At 63.4% G+C, this 19938-nt stretch carries 20 protein-coding genes; 11 read left to right on the forward strand and 9 right to left on the reverse strand.

All coding sequences use genetic code 11. The features are described 5' to 3' along the window. Positions 1-39 precede the first annotated feature (39 nt). The 6 genes from ACT6VE_RS05880 to rpsF form a co-directional block, all read right to left on the reverse strand. On the reverse strand, positions 40-1539 hold the full coding sequence (locus ACT6VE_RS05880) for a replicative DNA helicase (protein WP_444797676.1): 1500 nt from the start codon (positions 1537-1539) through the stop codon (positions 40-42). A gap of 186 nt (positions 1540-1725) precedes the next feature. Then, the gene (locus ACT6VE_RS05885) at positions 1726-3012 is read right to left on the reverse strand and encodes a class I SAM-dependent methyltransferase (protein WP_444797677.1); all 1287 of its coding nucleotides are present in this window, start codon (positions 3010-3012) and stop codon (positions 1726-1728) included. A 208-nt stretch (positions 3013-3220) separates the two neighbouring features. Beyond that, a complete protein-coding gene (gene rplI / locus ACT6VE_RS05890; RefSeq protein ID WP_444797678.1) occupies positions 3221-3796 on the reverse strand; it encodes a 50S ribosomal protein L9 in 576 nt (191 codons plus the stop codon). A gap of 22 nt (positions 3797-3818) precedes the next feature. Beyond that, positions 3819-4793: a DUF2232 domain-containing protein gene (locus ACT6VE_RS05895; RefSeq protein ID WP_444797679.1), complete on the reverse strand. Its 975-nt coding sequence runs from the start codon at positions 4791-4793 to the stop codon at positions 3819-3821. A 210-nt stretch (positions 4794-5003) separates the two neighbouring features. Beyond that, positions 5004-5252, reverse strand: a complete 249-nt coding sequence (rpsR, locus tag ACT6VE_RS05900) for a 30S ribosomal protein S18 (protein ID WP_069059269.1) — start codon at positions 5250-5252, stop codon at positions 5004-5006. A 24-nt stretch (positions 5253-5276) separates the two neighbouring features. Continuing rightward, positions 5277-5738, reverse strand: a complete 462-nt coding sequence (rpsF, locus tag ACT6VE_RS05905) for a 30S ribosomal protein S6 (RefSeq protein WP_444797680.1) — start codon at positions 5736-5738, stop codon at positions 5277-5279. 345 nt (positions 5739-6083) lie between these two features. Between rpsF and ACT6VE_RS05910 the strand changes: the two genes are divergently transcribed. Then, positions 6084-6449 carry a hypothetical protein gene (locus tag ACT6VE_RS05910; protein ID WP_444797681.1) on the forward strand — a complete coding sequence of 122 codons (366 nt, stop codon included), beginning with the start codon at positions 6084-6086 and terminating at the stop codon, positions 6447-6449. Positions 6450-6510: 61 nt separating this feature from the next. Here ACT6VE_RS05910 and ACT6VE_RS05915 read toward each other — a convergent pair whose 3' ends face one another. Next, entirely contained in the window at positions 6511-7554 is a 1044-nt protein-coding gene (locus tag ACT6VE_RS05915; protein WP_444797682.1) for an aldo/keto reductase, read from the reverse strand. 192 nt (positions 7555-7746) lie between these two features. Between ACT6VE_RS05915 and fabD the strand changes: the two genes are divergently transcribed. The 10 genes from fabD to gmk all read left to right on the forward strand — a co-directional run bounded on the left by fabD (position 7747) and on the right by gmk (position 18030). After that, a complete protein-coding gene (gene fabD / locus ACT6VE_RS05920; RefSeq protein WP_444797683.1) occupies positions 7747-8691 on the forward strand; it encodes an ACP S-malonyltransferase in 945 nt (314 codons plus the stop codon). 24 nt (positions 8692-8715) lie between these two features. Continuing rightward, on the forward strand, positions 8716-9453 hold the full coding sequence (gene fabG, locus ACT6VE_RS05925) for a 3-oxoacyl-[acyl-carrier-protein] reductase (protein ID WP_069059262.1): 738 nt from the start codon (positions 8716-8718) through the stop codon (positions 9451-9453). Between the two features lie 283 nt (positions 9454-9736). After that, positions 9737-9973, forward strand: coding sequence for an acyl carrier protein (locus tag ACT6VE_RS05930; protein ID WP_018327362.1), 237 nt, complete (start codon positions 9737-9739; stop codon positions 9971-9973). Between the two features lie 112 nt (positions 9974-10085). Further along, positions 10086-11345, forward strand: a complete 1260-nt coding sequence (gene fabF, locus ACT6VE_RS05935; RefSeq protein ID WP_444797684.1) for a beta-ketoacyl-ACP synthase II — start codon at positions 10086-10088, stop codon at positions 11343-11345. A 223-nt stretch (positions 11346-11568) separates the two neighbouring features. Beyond that, on the forward strand, positions 11569-12750 hold the full coding sequence (gene mltG / locus ACT6VE_RS05940) for an endolytic transglycosylase MltG (protein ID WP_444797685.1): 1182 nt from the start codon (positions 11569-11571) through the stop codon (positions 12748-12750). Between the two features lie 233 nt (positions 12751-12983). Next, positions 12984-14567 (forward strand): amino acid adenylation domain-containing protein, encoded by a 1584-nt coding sequence (locus ACT6VE_RS05945; RefSeq protein ID WP_444797686.1) that lies wholly within the window; start codon positions 12984-12986, stop codon positions 14565-14567. After that, complete coding sequence (locus tag ACT6VE_RS05950) at positions 14564-16048, forward strand: hypothetical protein (protein WP_444797687.1); 1485 nt, start codon at positions 14564-14566, stop codon at positions 16046-16048. The genes ACT6VE_RS05945 and ACT6VE_RS05950 overlap by 4 nt, the downstream gene beginning before the upstream one ends. A gap of 1 nt (position 16049) precedes the next feature. After that, the gene (locus tag ACT6VE_RS05955) at positions 16050-16301 is read left to right on the forward strand and encodes a phosphopantetheine-binding protein (RefSeq protein ID WP_444797688.1); all 252 of its coding nucleotides are present in this window, start codon (positions 16050-16052) and stop codon (positions 16299-16301) included. Between the two features lie 178 nt (positions 16302-16479). Next, complete coding sequence (locus ACT6VE_RS05960) at positions 16480-17367, forward strand: YicC/YloC family endoribonuclease (protein ID WP_444797689.1); 888 nt, start codon at positions 16480-16482, stop codon at positions 17365-17367. Positions 17368-17370: 3 nt separating this feature from the next. Further along, positions 17371-18030, forward strand: coding sequence for a guanylate kinase (gene gmk, locus ACT6VE_RS05965; protein WP_444797690.1), 660 nt, complete (start codon positions 17371-17373; stop codon positions 18028-18030). Between the two features lie 23 nt (positions 18031-18053). Here gmk and rsmA read toward each other — a convergent pair whose 3' ends face one another. Beyond that, entirely contained in the window at positions 18054-18881 is an 828-nt protein-coding gene (rsmA, locus tag ACT6VE_RS05970; RefSeq protein ID WP_444797691.1) for a 16S rRNA (adenine(1518)-N(6)/adenine(1519)-N(6))-dimethyltransferase RsmA, read from the reverse strand. Further along, entirely contained in the window at positions 18881-19915 is a 1035-nt protein-coding gene (gene pdxA, locus ACT6VE_RS05975; RefSeq protein WP_444797692.1) for a 4-hydroxythreonine-4-phosphate dehydrogenase PdxA, read from the reverse strand. The genes rsmA and pdxA overlap by 1 nt, the downstream gene beginning before the upstream one ends. Positions 19916-19938 lie beyond the last annotated feature (23 nt).

Below are 19938 nucleotides of genomic sequence, written 5' to 3' on the forward strand. Positions count from 1 at the left end.
GGCTGCCTCACCTACAGCCTTTGGACAGGTAAACCGGCCTCAGTGCTCGTACTGGACAAAAGACGGGTCGGCGAGGTCGGTGAAGCGGGTGAATTCCGCCTGGAAGGCGAGTTTTACCGTGCCGGTCGGTCCGTGACGCTGCTTGGCGATGATGACGTCTGCCGTGCCCTTCACTGCCTCGAACTTCATCTTCCACTCTTCGTATTTCGGGTCGAACTCGTCGCGCGGCTCCATGTTCTTCACGTAATATTCCTCGCGGAACACGAAGAGCACGACGTCGGCGTCCTGCTCGATCGAGCCTGATTCGCGAAGGTCGGAGAGCTGCGGACGCTTGTCCTCGCGGCTTTCCACCTGGCGGGAGAGCTGGGAGAGCGCGATGATCGGCACGTTCAGTTCCTTGCCGAGCGCCTTCAGGCCGGTGGTGATCTGGGTGATTTCCTGCACGCGGTTGTCGCTGGATTTTCCCGAGCCGGTCATCAGCTGGATGTAGTCCACCACGAGGCAATCGAGGCCGCGCTGGCGCTTGAGGCGACGCGCGCGGGCGGACAGCTGGGCGATCGAGATACCACCTGTCTGGTCGATATAGAGCGGCACCTTCTGCATCATCTGGCTGCAGGCGACGAGCTTTTCGAAGTCAGCCTCGGAAATTTCGCCGCGGCGGATCTTTGACGAGGAGACTTCTGTCTGCTCGGAAATGATACGGGTGGCGAGCTGTTCGGAGGACATTTCGAGCGAATAGAAGCCGACCACGCCGCCGTTCTTCGCCTTGTAGGATCCGTCGGCCTGGATTTCCGACTCGTAGGAGGCGGCAATGTTATAGGCGATGTTGGTGGCGAGCGAGGTCTTGCCCATGCCGGGGCGTCCGGCGAGTACGATCAAGTCGGAGCGCTGCAGGCCGCCCATGCGGCCGTCGAGCGAATGGATGCCGGTGGAAATGCCCGAAAGGTTGCCATCCCGCTCAAAGGCCTGGCCGGCCATGTCGATCGCCAGCGCGACCGCATCGTTGAACGACTGGAACCCGCCGTCGTAGCGGCCGGTCTCGGCCAGCTCGAAGAGGCGACGCTCGGCGTCCTCGATCTGGGTCTGCGGCGGCATGTCGAGTGGTGCGTCATAGGCGATGTTGACCATGTCCTCGCCGATGTTGATCAGCGAGCGTCGCAGCGCCAGATCGTAGATCGCGCGACCATAGTCCTCCGCGTTGATGATGGTCACGGCTTCGGCGGCGAGACGTGCGAGATATTGCGGGATCGTCAGGTCGCCGACCTTGCTGTCGGAAGGCAGGTGCGTCTTCAGGGTGATCGTGGTGGCGATCTTACCCATGCGAATCGTGTCGCCGGCAAGCTCGTAGATCTTGCGGTGCAGCGGCTCGTTGAAGTGGATCGGCTTCAAGAAGTCCGAGACGCGGTAATAGGCGTCGTTGTTGACGAGAATGGCGCCAAGCAGGGCCTGCTCGGCCTCGACGTTGTTCGGTGCCTCGCGGTGGTGCAGCTCCGCATTCTCGCGACCGGCCTGGTTGAGCTTGCGCACGGCATCGTTCATCGTCCCGAATCTCCCGTCCCTGTTTTAGAAGGTCGCTGGTGTCGTTCCTTTGCCGCCGGGGGTCAAGCGCTTCCGACCTGTACCATGCTTTAGGCCCAGTCTTAGACTTTTCCACAGGCGGCCAGGACACAGCAAGCCCGGATTCCGACGGGCCTGCTGGCTTTCGATTGACTCACGTGCCGAATCTCAGCGCGCCGCCTCCTGCGGGAACTGCCGTGCGCCGCGCTGCTCTCCCTTCGGGTTGCCCTCATGCGCCTTGAGACAATCCTCGCCGCGCCCGATATATTCCCGCGTCAGCGGCACCGCCGCCTGATCATGCGCAAGCTGGAGCTGGAAGACGACGAGGTTCTGCCAGCGGAAGGCGCTCTCGGATACTGCGAGGTAGAACTCCCAGATCCGGCAGAATTTCTCGTCATAAAGCGCCTTTGCCTCCTCGCGCCTCGCCATGAAGCGCTCCCGCCAGTGGCGGAGCGTCTCGGCATAGTGCAGGCGCAGGATTTCCACATCCGTCACGGCAAGCCCGCTCTTTTCAACCGCCTGCATGACCTCCGAAAGGGCAGGGATATAGCCACCGGGAAAAATGTACTTCTCGATGAACGGGTTGTTGGCCGTCGGCTGGTCCGTGCGGCCGATCGTGTGCAGCAGCATCACGCCGTCGCGTTTCAAGAGCGACGCGCTCTTCTTGAAGAAGGTCAGGTAGTTCGGCCGGCCGACATGTTCGAACATGCCGACCGAGACGATACGGTCGAACGGGCCTTCCGTGTTGCGATAGTCCTGCAGCAGGAACTTCACCGCATCGGAGAGCCCGGCCTCGTTCGCCCGCTTCACGGAAAGGGCATGCTGTTCGTCGGAGAGCGTGACGCCGGTCACCTTGGCGCCGAGCTGGCGAGCCAGATAGAGCGCCATGCCGCCCCAGCCGCTGCCGATGTCGAGCACGCTCTGGCCCGGCCGGTTGATGTTGAGCTTGGCGGCGATGTGCCGCTTCTTGGCAAGCTGTGCCTCGTCCAGCGTCTGGTCCGGCTGCTCGAAATAGGCGCAGGAATATTGCCGGTCCTGATCGAGGAAGAGATCGTAGAGGGCGCCCGTGAGATCATAGTGGTGCTGCACGTTCCTGCGCGAACGCATGATGCTGTTCTTTTCCCGCGCCCAGCGGAAGAGATAGCGAACCCGTTCCAGAAGGTGGTTCCATCGGGAATTGTAGTATTTGAAATCCGGATTGCCGGTGAAGACGGTTTTCAAGAGGCCGTAAATATCGCCCTCGACGATATCGATGTCACCGGTGCCGTAGTGATGCCCGAGGTAATAGGCAGGGTCGAAGGCGATGCCCCACACGGCTTTACGGGTGTTGAGACGCATGTGGACGGGATTGCCGGTGCCATCGCCAAAAGCCTGGATGGATCCGTCCGGGTAAGTGATCTTCAGATTTCCGGTCTCGACGAGGCGGGAAACGAGAGCCTGTACAATGAACTTCATTCGCTAAACTCCGTCGCGCTTTAAAAAGCGGCGGAACGGGTCGTGGTCGGAAACCGGCCTGGGAAGCGGCCCGACCGCCAATCCAGTCTAACGACATATAAATATCGATGCGAAAAGCCGGATTTCAAGATGTGCTTTTTGGCCCTTGAAACGGCAACGGGCCGGCAGAGCCGGCCCGTCGTAAAAATTATACGCGTAGAAGCGGATATCAGGCGTCTTCGTCTTCGCCGTCAGCTTCCGGATCGAAGAAGTCTTCCGGCTTCAGGGCGTCTTCGTCAACGCCGTAGATGGCGTCGGCCGACGTCAGGCTTTCGCCCTTGGTCTGGCGCTCGGCTTCATCAGCGGAACGGGCAACGTTGATGACGATGGTGATCGTCACATCGGCGTGCAGGTGCAGCACAACCTTGTGCAGGCCAATGGCCTTGATCGGCGTGTTGAGCTCGACCTGGTTGCGGCCGACATTGAAGCCTTCCGAAGACAGCGCCTCGATGATGTCGCGGGCAGCGACCGAACCGTAGAGCTGGCCGGTTTCGCCGGCGGAGCGGACGATGACGAAGGTCTTGCCGTCGAGCGTTTCGGCAACCGACTGGGCTTCCGACTTGCGCTCGAGGTTGCGGGCTTCGAGCGTCGAACGCTCGGATTCGAAGCGCTTCTTGTTGGCTTCGTTGGCGCGCAGCGCCTTGCCGAGCGGCAGAAGGTAGTTACGGGCAAAGCCGTCGCGAACCTTGACGATTTCGCCCATCTGGCCGAGCTTGGCGATGCGTTCGAGGAGAATGACGTTCATTTTCGAGTTCCTTTCTTGAATGTCAGGTATTCTGGGTTTTCTTCTCAGCTGGGCCGGCGGGCGTCAGCGCGATTGTGCGCCGCGTGTCCATCATGCCCAGAATGAGAATGAAGAAGACCGGTATCGTGAGGAGCAATACCGAGAGATAAGCGAACCACAGGGCGAAAAGCCGCCACGGCTTGCCGCGCGTCCTGAAGTGCAGGCTTGCGAAGCCGGCAAGCACGAAACCGGCCCCGAAGGTGCCGCAGACGAGCGCGCCGATGATCGCCGGCCCGCCGCCCAGGAAGGACATGACGAGGCCAGCGAGGAAGAAGAAGACCGCATTGCGGTGCATGCGCAGCGTCGATGGCATGTCCTCGCGCGGGCGAAGACCCTTGCCCGACAGGCGCACGATGAAGCTTGCAATGTAATAGGCGCCAAACAGCAGGAACACCCAGAGCGCACCCTGCACCAGCGGCAGCGCCAGCGCAAAAATGGTCTTGAGCTGCGCGACCGCTGCCGCATCCGGATTGTAGAGCGGTTCCTGCGCCTTCAGCGTCTGGATGACGATATCGACAAGCTGGCTGGCCATCGCGCTGTCGTAGCCGACGATCGCGCCGACCGCGATCATGCCGAGCGTCACCATGAGGGCGAGATGGACGAGGATGTTGGACAGCGGGTACCAGGCGAGCGCGTCTTCCGGGCCACCGAGTTCGGAGGCGGGGCGCGCGAGATTGGCCAGATTGCTGAGCCAGCCGGCGGGGATGAGCGTGATGATGACGATCATCAACGCGAAATACGAAGAGACCAGAGCGGAAGCGACCGCGCCACCGGCAACCACGGCGATCAACGCGCTGGCATTGCCCCAACCGAGGCCTGCGATGAGAATGGGAAGCGCGGACGCAGCGTAAAGCACGATTGCAAGCGACGACTGTGCGTTCGCGCTCAGCGAAAGCAGAGCGGCGGTCACACCGGCAATCAGGCCGGTCGCAATCGATGTCGGCGTCAGGGTTTTCACGTTTCGCTGTCCTGTCTGTTCAGACAGTTAGAGGAGGTTCCTGACAGATTGATTCAGGACGCTCTCCCCAACATGGGGTTTTGGTCTCCAGGAGACCGGCGGCTCCGATCCGCGCCCAACGCGGAAGGGAAATGGGGAAGGCGGCAAAACCGTCTTCCCCGGAGTCAGGTGTCTCGGCCCGACGTCGAGTCAGGCCGCAGAGTCACGTGCTTACGCTACGACGTAGGGCAGCAGGCCGAGGAAGCGGGCGCGCTTGATCGCCTTGGCGAGTTCGCGCTGCTTCTTCTGGGAAACGGCCGTGATGCGGGACGGAACGATCTTGCCGCGCTCGGAGATGTAACGCGACAGAAGACGGACATCCTTGTAGTCGATCTTCGGAGCGTTTGCGCCCGAGAAGGGGCAGGTCTTGCGGCGGCGGTGGAACGGACGGCGTGCCGGAGCGGAGGAAGTATCAGCCATTGTCTTAGTCTCCTTCTGCTTCGATTACGCGCGGTCTTCGCGGGCCGGGCGGTCGCCGTCACGGCGCGGCGGACGATCGCCGAAGTCGCGGCGCGGGCCACGATCGCCGAAATCGCGGCGCGGGCCGCGGTCGTCGCCATCACGACGCGGACGGTCGTCACGGTCGCGCTTCTGCATCATTGCCGACGGGCCTTCTTCGTGGGCTTCGACAGCGATGGTCATGTAACGAAGAACGTCTTCGTTGATGCGCATCTGGCGCTCCATCTCGTGGATGGCAGCAGCCGGGGCATCGATGTCCATCAGGGCGTAATGCGCCTTGCGGTTCTTCTTGATGCGGTAGGTCAGGGACTTGAGGCCCCAGTTTTCGATACGGCCGACCTTGCCGCCGTTTGCTTCGATCACACCCTTGTACTGTTCGACGAGAGCGTCGACCTGCTGGGCGGACACGTCCTGGCGGGCCAGGAATACATGTTCGTAGAGAGCCATGTGGCTTTGCCTTTCTTGCGTTTACACCCGAAACCGGCGCCAAGCCTCAACGACAGTTCTTAGGGGCGCGAGGCCCGAAGCAAGAAAAGCGTTAATCCAGACGGTCGAGAGCGGAGACACGGGAGGCTGGAGCCCTTGGCTCCAAACGGCGTTCCTACAGGATCACCGGCCCTCCGTTCAGCCACCAGCCGATTGACCGGGTGTGTTGAACAGCGCGCTTATACGGATTTTTCGCCGGAACGCAAGGGCTGCGGGCAAATGTGCCTGCCTCATATTGCAACAGCGTTGGAACCAAACGGCAAAAGCCGCGTTCTTCCGTCGATCCAACCAGATGGAGTGACCGACATGCAAGACCCGAACCTTGTCAATCGTCCGCCGGAAGATCGTCTGACGCGTCCGGTGGATGACCGCGGCCCGACTGTCGTCAATCAGGTGACCGGCGGAAGCCGCACCGGCGGCTGGGCCGTCGCCGTGATTCTCGCCGTGCTCGTCGCCGTGGGCATCTTCTATTTCGTCGGCAGCGGAACGCCGGGTGACGGCGTCGATCCGAACGCCAATACATCGGCGATCGGCACGACCGATACGGCTCCGGCCGGTGGCGCCACCACCGACGGCCAGACGGGCGGCACGACCGGCGATACGAAGCCGCTGGAAGTCCAGCCGAATGGCGGCCAGACCGAAGGCGGTGGCGCGACCACGACCACCCCGTAATCATCGTCACCCAGCATGGGGTACCGGGAAACCCGCCTTTTGGCGGGTTTCCTGCGTCTGCCTACATCGGCGCCGGATAGAGCCGGTGAATGCGGCGAATGCCGTTCATCACGTCGGCCGAGAGCGTGAGACTCGCCGCGCCGACATCCGTCTTCAACTGCTCCATCGACGTCGCACCGATGATGACTGACGCCATGAAGGGGCGCGTCAGGCAGAAGGCGAGGGCCATTTGCGCGGGATCAATGCCGTGTTCCTTCGCCAGGTCGACATAGGCCCGCACCGCCGGCTCCTGCTGCGGCTGGTAACGGCCGCCGAGGTCGCCGTTCGTCATCAGGCGCGAGCCTTCCGGCTTGGCACCATCGAGATACTTTCCGGTCAGAAGCCCGGCAGCGAGCGGCGAATAGGCCAGCAGCCCGATATCCTCGTGGTGCGACAGCTCCGCTAGATCGAGGTCAAAGGTCCGGTAGAGCAGGTTGTACTCGTTCTGGATCGAGGCGACGCGCGGCAGGCCTTTTTCCTCGGCGAGCTTCAGCATCCGCATCGTGCCCCAGGCGGTGTCGTTGGAAAGGCCGAGCGCGCGCACCTTGCCGGCCTTCACGATATCGCCGATGGTTTCGAGGATTTCCTCGATCTCTGCGGCGACCTTTTCGCGGTCCTGCTTGGACGGGTCGTAGCTCCAGGCATTGCGGAAATGGTAGTGGCCACGGTTCGGCCAGTGCAACTGGTAGAGGTCGAGATAGTCGGTCTTGAGGCGCGACAGGCTGTTGTCGACCGCCTCCAGAATACCGGCGCGGTTCATCGGCTGGCCGCCGCGTATATAAGGACGGCCGGGGCCGGCGACCTTGGTGGCGAGCACGACCTTGTCGCGGTTACCGCGGGCCTTCATCCAGCTGCCGATGAAGCGTTCTGTGTCGCCATAGGTTTCGGCAGAGAGGGGGGTGGTCGGATAGAGTTCGGCGGTATCGATAAAGTTCACGCCCTGGGAGAAGGCGTAGTCGAGCTGGTCGTGCGCGTCCTGCTCGCTGTTTTGCGAGCCCCAGGTCATGGTGCCGAGGCAGATTTCCGACACGCTGATGCCGGTCCTGCCGAGCGGATTATATTTCATGGGAGGAGAAATCCTGTTGTGGGAACGGCGCGAATGTAGGCTGGCCGCCGTGAAGTGCAAGACGGAATAGGGCGATTCCCTGTGCGAAGGCCTTGGAAATGGCTGTTCCGGCGACGCTGGGTCTGGTTCAGTGCCTTGACTCGGCCGACCGGAATGTGAATGGAAAAGAAAACAGAAGATGGGAGACCCCCTATGAGCGTAGCATTCACCTTTCCCGGCCAGGGCAGCCAGGCCGTCGGCATGGGCAAGGATCTCGCGGAAGCCTTCCCGGAAGCGCGCGCCGTTTTCGCGGAAGTCGACGAGGCCCTCGGCCAGAAACTGTCCCACCTCATGTTCGAGGGACCGGAAGAGACACTGACGCTGACGGCAAATGCCCAGCCGGCGCTGATGGCCGTGTCGATCGCCGTGATGCGCGTGCTTGAAGCGCGCGGCCTCTCGCTGAAGGATCAGGTCTCCTACGTCGCCGGGCACTCGCTCGGTGAATATTCGGCGCTCTGCGCCGCAGGCACCTTTACGCTTTCCGACACCGCGCGCCTCCTGCGCATCCGCGGCAATGCCATGCAGTCGGCCGTGCCGGTAGGCGCAGGCGCCATGGCGGCGATCATCGGCCTGGAGCAGGCGGATGTCGAAGCCATCTGCCAGGAAGCCTCCAGCGGTGGCTCGTGCCAGATCGCCAATGACAATGGCGGCGGCCAGCTCGTCATTTCCGGCTCCAAGCCGGCCGTCGAAGTGGCCGCCCGGCTGGCGACGGAAAAGGGTGCCAAGCGCGCGCTGATGCTCTCCGTCTCCGCCCCCTTCCATTCCGCCCTGATGGGCCCGGCCGCCGACGCCATGCGCGAGGCGCTGGCCGGCGTTGCGGCGAAGGCTCCCGTCGTTCCGCTTATTGCCAATGTGCGTGCCGCGCCGGTCAGCGACCCGCAGGAAATCGTGCGCCTGCTCGTCGAGCAGGTCACCGGCCAGGTGCGCTGGCGCGAGACGGTGGAATGGTTCGCAAAGAACGATGTCACCACGCTTTATGAAGTGGGATCCGGCAAGGTACTGACCGGCCTTGCGCGCCGCATCGACAAGTCCGTCACCGGCATCGCCATCAACACGCCCGCCGATATCGACAGCGCGCTCGCTGCGCTCATCGGCTGATTTCTTCACCAAAGGAACGGAACCATGCTTGATCTTACCGGCCGCAAGGCCCTCGTTACCGGCGCTTCCGGCGGCATTGGCGAAGAGATCGCCCGCATCCTCCACGCCCAGGGCGCCATCGTCGGCCTGCACGGCACGCGCGTCGAAAAGCTGGAAACGCTTGCCAACGAACTTGGCGAACGCGTTCATATCTTTCCGGCGAACCTCTCCGACCGTGCCGAAGTGAAGGCACTCGGCGAGAAGGCGGAAGCCGAGCTTGGCGGCGTCGACATCCTCGTCAACAATGCCGGCATCACCAAGGACGGCCTGTTCGTGCGCATGAGCGATGACGACTGGGATGCCGTTCTCGAAGTGAACCTGACGGCCGTCTTCCGCCTGACGCGTGAACTGACGCATCCGATGATGCGCCGCCGCTACGGCCGCATCATCAACATCACCTCCATCGTCGGCGTTACCGGCAATCCGGGCCAGGCGAACTACTGCGCCTCCAAGGCCGGCATGATCGGCTTCACCAAATCGCTGGCGCAGGAAATCGCCACGCGCAACGTGACCGTCAACTGCGTGGCGCCAGGTTTCATCGAAAGCGCGATGACCGGCAAGCTGAACGACAAGCAGAAGGACGCCATCATGGGCGCCATTCCGATGAAGCGCATGGGCACCGGCGCGGAAGTTGCGTCGGCCGTCGCATACCTCGCTTCGTCGGAAGCTGCCTACATGACGGGCCAGACGCTGCACGTGAATGGCGGCATGGCGATGATCTGAGGATGGGCCAAGTGCCCGACGGAACGGCATGAATTGCATGTTGACCGCTGGAGCACCGGCCATTTTCGCACTTTGCGACAGACTTAAACCGTGTTAATCGGGCCATGACTGTCAGCAGTCGGCCGGCAAAGGCCTGAGCGATCAGGCGGTACGGAAACCGTATCGCCGTTGCCGCATTGCCGGTTGAAGGGTTTGCCGGGTGTGCTCTAGAGGCACATCGGGCGCGTTGAGTGTCCGGCGCCGTGACAGGCGCCGATCAAAAACAAAGGTCGAGGAATCCGACATGAGCGACGTAGCAGAACGCGTAAAGAAAATTGTCATTGATCATCTGGGCGTTGACGCCGAAAAAGTCAGCGAAGGCGCAAGCTTCATCGATGATCTTGGCGCGGACTCGCTCGACACTGTCGAACTGGTCATGGCATTCGAAGAAGAGTTCGGCGTCGAGATCCCGGACGATGCCGCTGACTCGATCCTGACGGTCGGCGACGCCGTCAAGTTCATCGAAAAGGCCCAGGCCTAATCATTGATGCTGGGACGGGCTGCTTTTCAGCGGCCCGTCCCAGCCTCCCGCCGGGAGGCCATATCTCCTCATGGAGAAACGACATAGAATTCTATAGGGTGGATTACGAACGATGAGGCGTGTCGTTATCACTGGTACCGGCATGGTATCTCCGCTTGGCTGTGGCACCGAAGTGACCTGGAGCCGGCTTCTTGAAGGCCGCAGTGGCGCCGCCAGGGTCACCACCTTTGAGGTCGAAGACCTCCCCGCAAAGATTGCCTGTTCCATTCCGCTCGGCGACGGTTCCGACGGCACCTACAATGCCGACCAGTGGATGGAACCCAAGGAACGGCGCAAGGTCGATCCGTTCATCGTCTATGCGGTGGCCGCCGCCGACATGGCGCTCGCCGACGCCGGCTGGCATCCGAAGACCAACGACGACCAGATCGCGACCGGCGTGCTTATCGGCTCCGGCATCGGCGGTCTCGATGGCATCGTCGAGGCCGGCTATACGCTGCGCGACAAGGGTCCGCGCCGCGTTTCGCCCTTTTTCATTCCCGGCCGCCTGATCAACCTTGCCTCCGGCCACGTCTCGATCAAGCACAAGCTGCGCGGACCCAACCATTCGGTTGTCACGGCCTGCTCGACCGGCGCGCACGCCATTGGCGATGCCAGCCGCCTGATTGCGCTGGGTGACGCCGACGTCATGGTGGCGGGTGGTGCCGAATCGCCGATCTGCCGCATTGCGCTTGCCGGTTTTGCCGCCTGCAAGGCGCTGTCGACCGACCGCAACGACGACCCGACCGCAGCCTCGCGCCCCTATGACAGGGACCGCGACGGTTTCGTCATGGGCGAGGGTGCTGGCATCGTCATTCTGGAAGAACTGGAACACGCCAAGGCACGCGGCGCGAAGATTTATGCCGAGGTCGTCGGCTATGGCCTCTCCGGCGATGCCTTCCACATCACCGCGCCGTCCGAAGATGGCGACGGGGCATATCGCTGCATGCAGATGGCGCTGAAGCGCGCCGGCATTCCGGCCAGCGAACTCGACTACATCAATGCGCACGGCACCTCCACCATGGCTGATACGATCGAGCTTGGTGCGGTGGAGCGGCTGGTTGGTGATGCGGCTTCGCGCGTTTCGATGTCGTCCACCAAGTCGGCGATCGGCCACCTGCTTGGTGCTGCCGGTGCCGTTGAGGCGATCTTTGCAGCCCTTGCGATCCGTGACAATATCGCGCCGCCGACGCTGAACCTCGACAATCCCGCCGTCGAGACGGCAATCGACCTGGTGCCGCACAAGGCCCGCAAGCGCGAAATCAACGTGGCGCTGTCCAATTCGTTCGGCTTCGGCGGAACGAACGCATCGCTGGTTCTCAAGCGCTACGCCTGACCCGGTCCGGGGCTTAGGCCCCGGCGCGCAGCCACACCCGAACGAGAAGAGCGGGTTCATCCTGCTTTTGCCGTATTACTCTGCTGAGAGACGACAACAGCGCCGCGTCATGCGTGACGCGCAAGGGACGCTGTAGCATTTTAAATTTCTGCCTAGCTCGTTAAACCGTTGTCGATTTAACGCGTTATGCAGGGGCAATGCCCGAACATGATGAGGACAGTCCGTGAGCGACACGAACGATTCCGGCGAGACGCAGTTTGGCCGCGGTGAGACATCCGGCCAGCCGCGCATCATCCCCAAGTCCGCCAACGAGGCCCTTCGGCCGGAACAGGTGCCGCAGCCGCCGAGCCGCCGCCGTTCGCGAAAGGCGCGCAGCCAACTCGTCATCTTCCTGAACTTCGTCATGACCGTGGTGGTCTTCGCGACGGTCATCGGCATCGGCATCTTCTACTATGGTGTGAAGAGCTATGAAGACCAGGGTCCGCTGACGGCCAATACGAACTTCATCGTGCGCGCCGGCGCGGGCACCAACGAGATCGCCGCCAATCTGGAGCGCAACAACATCATCACGGACAGCCGCGTCTTCCGTGTGCTGTCGCGCGTCTATCTCGACGGCCAGACGCTGAAGGCCGGTGAATACGAGATCAAGGCCGGTGCCACGATGCGCGACATCGTGGAACTGCTGAAGTCCGGAAAATCGATACTTTACAGTGTTTCCGTGCCGGAAGGCCTGACCGTCAAGCAGATCTTCAAGCGCCTCACGGACGATCCGGTTCTCGAAGGCGACCTGCCGGCCGAGTTGCCGGCCGAGGGCACGCTGATGACCGATACCTACAAGTTCTCGCGTGGCACCAAGCGCGCCGATATCCTGCATCAGATGCAGGATGCACAGAAGGCGCTGATCGACCAGATTTGGGAGCGCCGCGACGACGACCTGCCGATCGCGACCCGCGAAGAATTCGTCACACTTGCCTCGATCGTCGAGAAGGAGACGGGCAGGGCCGATGAGCGCTCGCGTGTCGCTTCGGTCTTCCTGAACCGCCTCGACAAGGGCATGCGCCTCCAGTCCGACCCGACGATCATCTACGGCATCTTCGGTGGCGACGGCAAACCGACGGACCGGCCGATCTACCAGTCGGACCTCGAAAAGCAGACGCCCTTCAACACCTACGTCATCAAGGGCCTGCCGCCCACGCCGATCGCCAATCCGGGCCGGGCGGCACTTGAAGCCGTCGCAAATCCCTCGCGCACGACGGACCTCTATTTCGTTGCGGATGGTACGGGCGGCCATGTCTTCGCCGAGACGCTCGACGAGCACAACCAGAACGTCCGCCGCTGGCGCAAGCTGGAAGCGGAGAAGGCCGCTGAGGCCGCGAAAGAGGCGGGAGCCACCGGTTCGCAGTAACCGGCTCCCGGCAGCGGGCCGATCTCATAAGCCTCACGCATCGTAAAACATGGCAGACGGCCCCGGCGAAAACCGCCGGGGCCGTTTCGTTTTCGGCGGCGTTAAAGAGTTGGAAAGCCTGATGCAAGGCAGCGCCGTGCAGGGCCGGATTTCGGGTGTTTTGGGAGGCGAATATAAAGAAATACGGCCTACAACCGGCAGATGCGATCAATCGACGGGACGCGAAACACCCGATGTCTGTTGCGATGAACATTGCCAGTCCCATCTTCCGGCACAGCAACGCGCGTCCGGATGCGCTGGCTCTTTCGGTAGCGGGGACGGATGTTTCCTATCGAGCGCTCGCTGTCCTGTCCCGCCGCATCGCCGGCTGCCTTGCACCCGCCCGGCGCACAGGCCGTATCGGTATCCTGGCCTCCCGCAGTCTCGCGGCCTGCGCCGGCATTCTGGGAACGGCCTGGTCCGGCGGCACCTATGTTCCGCTCAATCTGAAACTCCCGGAAGAACGGCTCGTCCAGCTTCTCGATACGCTCGACCTCGATGCGCTGGTGGTGGACGCGCGTGGTGCGGCCATGCTGACGCCGGCCGTCGAAGCGCACCTTCCGGCAACGATCCTGCTTGCGGCGGATGCCCGCCCGCCCGTTTCCCTGGACGGCCGTACCGTCTTCCGCCTCGACGCACTGCCGGACGGTGGTCCTGCCGAACCGGCGGACATCCCCGGCGACCATCTTGCCTATATCGAATTCACCTCCGGCACGACGGGCGTCCCGAAGGGCGTCATGGTGCCGTCGAGCGCCGTCCACCACTACCTCGAGGTCATGCAGGCCTGGTTCGGCTTCACGCCGGAGGATCGCGCGGCGGAAACCTGCGACATCACCTTCGACCTGTCGGTGCACAACATGTTCCTCGCCTGGCAGGCAGGCGCCTCGCTGCATGTGATGACGCCGCTCCAGATGGTGGCGCCCGCGCGCTTCATCCGCGATCGGGCCATCACCACCTGGCTTTCCGTGCCGTCGGTCATCGCCATGATGCGGCAGAACCGGACGCTCCAGCCGGCTTCGCTGACGAGCCTGCGCATTTCGATGTTCTGTGGTGAACCTCTGCCGGTCGGTGCTGCGCGTGCCTGGGCGGAGGCGGCGCCAAACAGCATCGTCGAGAACATCTACGGTCCGACCGAAGCCACCATCGCTTGCTTGCGCCAGCCCGTCGTTGAGCCTGTCGTCGTGACGCCCGCACGCGAGATCGTGGCGATCGGCCACGCCTATCCGGGCATGAGCGCGGCAATCCTGGACGCGGCGTTGAAGCCGGTCGCAAAGGGCGGCACCGGTGAAATCGCGCTCTCCGGCAAGCAGCTTGCGCACGGTTACTTCGGGCAGGACGAGCTGACAGCGGCGCGTTTCCCGCTCATCCACGGCGAACGCTGGTATCTGACCGGCGATCTCGGCGTGGAGGCAGAGGACGGCACGTTCCACCATCTCGGCCGCATCGACAACCAGGTGAAGGTCATGGGCAACCGTGTCGAGCTGGAGGAGGTGGAGATGCATCTGCGCACCGCCTCCGGGTCGGATCATGTGGCCGCTGTCGCCTGGCCCGCAAGCGCCGGTTCGGCCAGCGGCATCGTCGGCTTCGCCGTCGGGGCGGCGCTGGAAGCGCCTGCGATCCGCGAGGCCCTGCGCGCAAAACTCCCGGCCTACATGGTTCCCTCCGCCATCCATCTCATCGAGATCCTGCCGCTGAACAGCAACGGAAAGGTCGACCGCAAGGCGCTCTTCGCTGACCTCGACGCCGGCCGCTTCACGGCGCGGGAGGATGCCGCATGAGTGAGGCTGCCGTGCCGCCGGCTCGTGCTCGCCCTGGCCTGCTAGGGCAGGCCCTAGCGCTGCGCGCTGCCTGGCTCGGCATGGACAAGGCGCCGGCCGCAATCGCTTTCGCGGCGAGCATGAAGGGCATTGTGCTGCTGCATGTCGCGGTCTTTCTGGTCTTCTGCGCCACGCGACCGGGCCCGGGCAGCATGCTGATCGTCGCGCTCGGCCTTGCCGGCTGCGCTGCCATGCCCGCCCGGCGCACGCTGGTCATCGGCCTCACGACGCTGTTTTTCATCATGCTGCGGCCGACGCGCTCGGACGAACTCAGTGACTTCCTTCGTCTGGAAATGGATCTGGTCGGAACCATCGACCAGCGCATTCTCATTGCCGGCGCGGGCATTGCCTTCCTCGCCTTCGGCATAGCGGCGCTGCGTCTTCAATCGACCTTTCGCGCGACGGCGCCGGGCCGCCATCCCATCCTGACGATGATGCTCGTGTTCTTCGCCATCCTGACGGTGGCACTCTCCCATCTTCTGCCCCTGGAGTTCGAGGCGGAGGTCTGGCTGTTCCTTGCGACGCTTGCCTCCGGCTTCTGGTGCATCGCCTATGCGTTGGCCGACCAGAAGGTGAAGCAGACGACCAATCCTCTTCCGCGTGTCGCTTTCTTCCGGCCGTTCTGGGAGGGGCCGACGCTACCGATTGGCAAGGGCGCCGGTTTCCTGGCGAAGTTCGAGGCTAAGGACGAGACGGCACTCGCAGTCACCCGCCTCAAGGGGCTGAAGCTTATCGTCTGGGGCGGGCTTCTGGCAGGTGCCGATAGCGTCGCCCGCAGCGTCCTCAACATCGAAGCCGGCGTGCCGGTCCTGGCCGATGCCATGGCTGCCGCCGCCAAGGGCACGCCGCTTCCGGCCGCCCTGTCCTGGGCCTCGCTGGTCGTGCACTATCTTCTCGATATCCTGCACCTTGCCGCCTGGGGCCATATCGTCGTCGCGCTCATCCGCGTCGCCGGCTATGGCATTCCCCGCAATACGGTGCGCCCGCTCGCCGCGCGCAGCCTGGCGGAGTTCTGGAACCGCTACTATTTCTACTTCAAGGAACTGCTGGTCGATTTCTTCTTCTACCCGGCCTTCCTGCGCTGGTTCAAGAAACACCCGCGCCTGCGTGTCGGCTTCGCCACCTTCTGCGCGGCGTGCATCGGCAACTGGCTTTTCCATTTCATGGGCCGCATCGATATCCTTGCCGTGAACGGAACCTTGGCGGGCCTGCGGGCCTTCGAAAGCTACCTGCTTTACTGCGTCGTGCTGGCCGCTGGGTTGATCCTGTCTCAGTTGCGCAAACGCCGACCGAAACCGGAAGACGGTTTTTTGCGCTACGATGTCCTGCCGCGCCTTCAGGTCGGCCTGTTCTTCTGCCTGCTCACCATCTTCAACGAGCCCATCGACGCGTTCACCATCGGCGAACGCTTCACCTTCCTTTTCAGCCTGTTCGGAGCCTGACATGAGCCTTTCCACCGTGGAACGCCTTCGCACCGCCGTCACCGGCCTGCTTGCAGCGCGCGGCGACCGCGATCCCGTGCGCGATGACGAATCCCTGTTCGTCACCGGACGGCTGGATTCGCTGGCAGCGACCGAAATGATCATGCTGCTGGAGCAGGATTTCGAGTTGGATCTTGCGAGCGCCGATTTCGACGTTTCCGCCCTCGACACAATCACCGACATCACCGATCTCATTTCCCGCGCCCGCAATTGACGCCGCGGCGGCAGGCGTCGTCGCTTTGATGTGGATCGCTGTCGTTCCTTCGATTCTTGCCGTTTCCAAGCTCGCGAAAGTGTTTCACTTTGGGCTGATGAATTCGCGCAGCGCGCGTTCCGGCTGACCCATTCCCGATTTGATTCATACCGCGGTGGGGCGCCGACTGGAGGATGACATGACATTGCAATCGATGACCGGCTTCGCACGGGTCGAGGGGACGAGTGGACGTAGCCGCTGGGCGTGGGAACTGCGCTCGGTCAATGGCAAGGGCCTCGATCTCCGGCTTCGCCTTCCCCCCGGCCTCGAAGCACTGGAGGCCGATGTGCGCCGGCTTGCCGGTGAAGCCTTTTCGCGCGGCAACCTGCAGATCGGCCTTGCGACGAGCATCAGCGAAGCGCAGGTCGAGGCCGTGGTGAACCAGGGTGCGCTTGCCGCCGTGCTGGCATTGCGCGACCAGCTTGCCGGCATCGTGGATCCGGCGCCGCTGAAGCTCGACACGCTGCTCGCCGTTCGCGGCATCGTCGATTTCCGCGAGGCGGAGGAAAGCGAAACGGAGCGCGGCGCGCGCGACAAGGATATCAAGGCAGGCCTTGCCGAGGCGATCCGCTGTCTTGCCGACATGCGTGGCAAGGAAGGCGCCGCACTCGCCGAGGTTCTGCTGGGTCAGGTTGCGCGCATCGAGGCACTGACGCAGACCGTCGAGGCTGATCCTTCGCGCAGCGTGGCGGCGATCGCCGAGCGGCTTTCCGCGCAGGTTGCCGTGCTCATGCAGGGTACGACGGCGCTCGATCGTGACCGGCTGCACCAGGAGGCGGCGCTGCTCGCCACCAAGGCCGACCTGCGCGAAGAGGTCGACCGGCTGAAGGCGCATGTCGCGGCCGCGCGCGAACTCATCGCGGAAGGCGGGCCCATCGGGCGCAAGCTCGATTTTCTCGCACAGGAATTTAACCGGGAATCGAATACGATCTGTTCCAAGTCGAACGCTGCTGCTGTAACGGCTGCAGGTATCGAGCTGAAGGTCGTCATCGACCAGTTCAGGGAACAGGTCCAGAATCTGGAGTAGGCCATGGCCGAGCCGTCGAAACATATCCAAATCGAACGTCGCGGGCTCATGCTCGTCATCTCTTCGCCGTCCGGGGCCGGCAAGTCGACGATCGCCCGCAATCTGCTTGAGGCCGATCCGGGCCTCAGCCTCTCGGTGAGCGTGACGACGCGCCAGCGCCGCGCCAGCGAGATCGCCGGCCGCCACTACCATTTCATCAACCATCGCGAATTCGAGCGCCTGCGCGATTCCGAGGCGCTGCTGGAATGGGCGGAGGTGCACGGCAACTTCTACGGCACGCCGCGCGAGCCGGTCGAGGATGCCATGTCCACCGGCCGCGACATGCTCTTCGACATCGACTGGCAGGGCGCCCAGCAGCTCCAGGAAAAGATGCCGGCGGACGTCGTCTCCATCTTCATCCTGCCGCCGTCGATGACCGAACTGCAATCGCGCCTGCACCGCCGCGCCGAGGATACCGAAGAGGTCATCCAGACGCGGCTTGCCAATTCCTGCGCCGAAATCGAGCATTGGCGGGAATATGACTATGTCATCCTCAACGACGACCTGTCGGTCGCCTTCGACGCCGTGCAAAGCATCGTCAAGGCCGAACGCCTGCGCCGCGATCGTCGCCATGGACTGTTCGAGTTCGTGACCAAGCTGGTGACGGAAAAACCGGCTCTATAGGCGAGGAGAGGCGGGCGCCTGTTTCAGAGCGCGTTCGCCAGCCGCACGAACTCTTCCACGCTCAGCGTTTCGGCCCGCCGCTGCGGGTCGATCTCGGCGCGCGCAAGCAGCGCCTCGCCACCGAGTGATTTTACGCTCTGGCGCAGCATCTTGCGGCGCTGGCCGAAAGCGGCGTGGGTGACGCGCTCCAGCGCGCTGACATCGCAGGGCAGCGGGTTGGCGATGGGCTCCAGATGCACGACGGAGGAGGTCACCTTCGGCGGTGGCGTGAAGGCCTGCGGCGGTACGTCGAAGGCCATGCGGGCGTCCGTGCGCCAGCCGCAGAGAACGCCGAGGCGGCCGTAATGGTCGTCATTGTCTTCAGCGACGATGCGAAGGCCGACCTCGCGCTGGAACATCAGAGTGAGCGATTCCCAGAAAGGCGGCCAGGTCTTCGGCAGCAGCCAGTTGACCAGCAACTGCGTGCCGACATTGTAGGGCAGGTTGGCGATGATGCGCACCGGTTCGCCGGGCGCCAACGCCTCGAAATCCGTCTTCAGCGCATCGCCTTCGATGACCGTCAGGCGGCCTGGGTAATGGTCCGAGATTTCCGCGAGCGCCGGCAGGCAGCGCGCATCGCGCTCGATGGCGATAACCCGTTTCGCGCCGAGCGCCAGGATGGCGCGCGTCAGGCCGCCCGGGCCGGGGCCGACCTCGATGACGGTATGGTTTTCTATGGGGCCGGCCGTGCGGGCGATCTTCTGCGTGAGGTTGAGATCGAGCAGAAAGTTCTGCCCGAGCGCCTTCTTCGCGTCGAGCCCATGGCGCTGGATGACGTCGCGTAGCGGTGGAAGTCCGTCGAGTGCGGCCATTATGCACGCTCCCCTGTTGTCCGCTCGTGGAGGCCAAGCGTATGGGCGAGCCGAATGGCGGCAAGCAGGCTGTCCGGCTTCGCGATGCCCTTGCCGGCGATCGCGAAGGCGGTGCCGTGGTCCGGCGAGGTGCGGATGAAGGGCAGGCCCAGCGTCGCATTGACGGAATCGTCGAAGCCGAGCGCCTTGGCCGGGATCAGCGCCTGGTCGTGATACATGCAGAGCGCCACGTCATAGGTCGCGCGGGCAGCGTCATGGAACATCGTATCGGCGGGCAGGGGGCCGACCGCATCGATGCCGGCTGCCTTCAGCCGCTCGACGGCCGGGCGCACGATCGCCTCGTCTTCCAGTCCGATGGTTCCGGTTTCGCCGGCATGCGGATTGAGGCCGGCAATGGCGAGCCGCGGGCGGGCAATGCCGAAACGCTGGCGCAGGTCCCGCTCGGTGATCGTCGCGGTTTCGACGATCAGTTCCTGTGTCAGGGCCGTCGGGACGTCCTTCAGCGGGATGTGAATGGTGACGGGAACGCTGCGCAGTTTCGGCCCGGCCAGCAGCATGACGGGAAGCGCCGCCTTGCCGGTCGCCTTCGCCGCAAGATCGGCCAGGAATTCCGTATGGCCGGGAAAGCTGAAGCCGGCATCATAGAGCACGGCCTTGGCAATCGGGTTGGTCACGATTGCGGCTGTGCGGCCGGCAAGCGTCAGGTTGACCGCCGTTTCGATGGCGCCTGTAATTGCCGCTGCATTGCGCGAATCCGGTCTGCCCGGCGTGACGGGCTCGCGGCAATCGCAAGCCATGACTGGCAGCGCGTCCGGAAACAGCCGAGTGGCCTCTTCCGGCGTCGCGTTCGCAACGGCGATGTCGAGGCCAAGCAGTGCGGCGCGCTCACGCAGCACCCGCGCATCACCGATGTAGAGAAAGGGCGGCAGCGAGAGGGCATGACGGTTCGACCAGAGGGCGAGCGTTATATCCGGTCCGATCCCCGCCGGATCGCCCATAGTGAGCGCCAGCGGAGGCATGTTCGTCATCGTCATGGGACCTTGCCGTCAAGCGGTTG

Source organism: Shinella sp., from assembly GCF_052438155.1.
GTDB lineage: Bacteria > Pseudomonadota > Alphaproteobacteria > Rhizobiales > Rhizobiaceae > Shinella.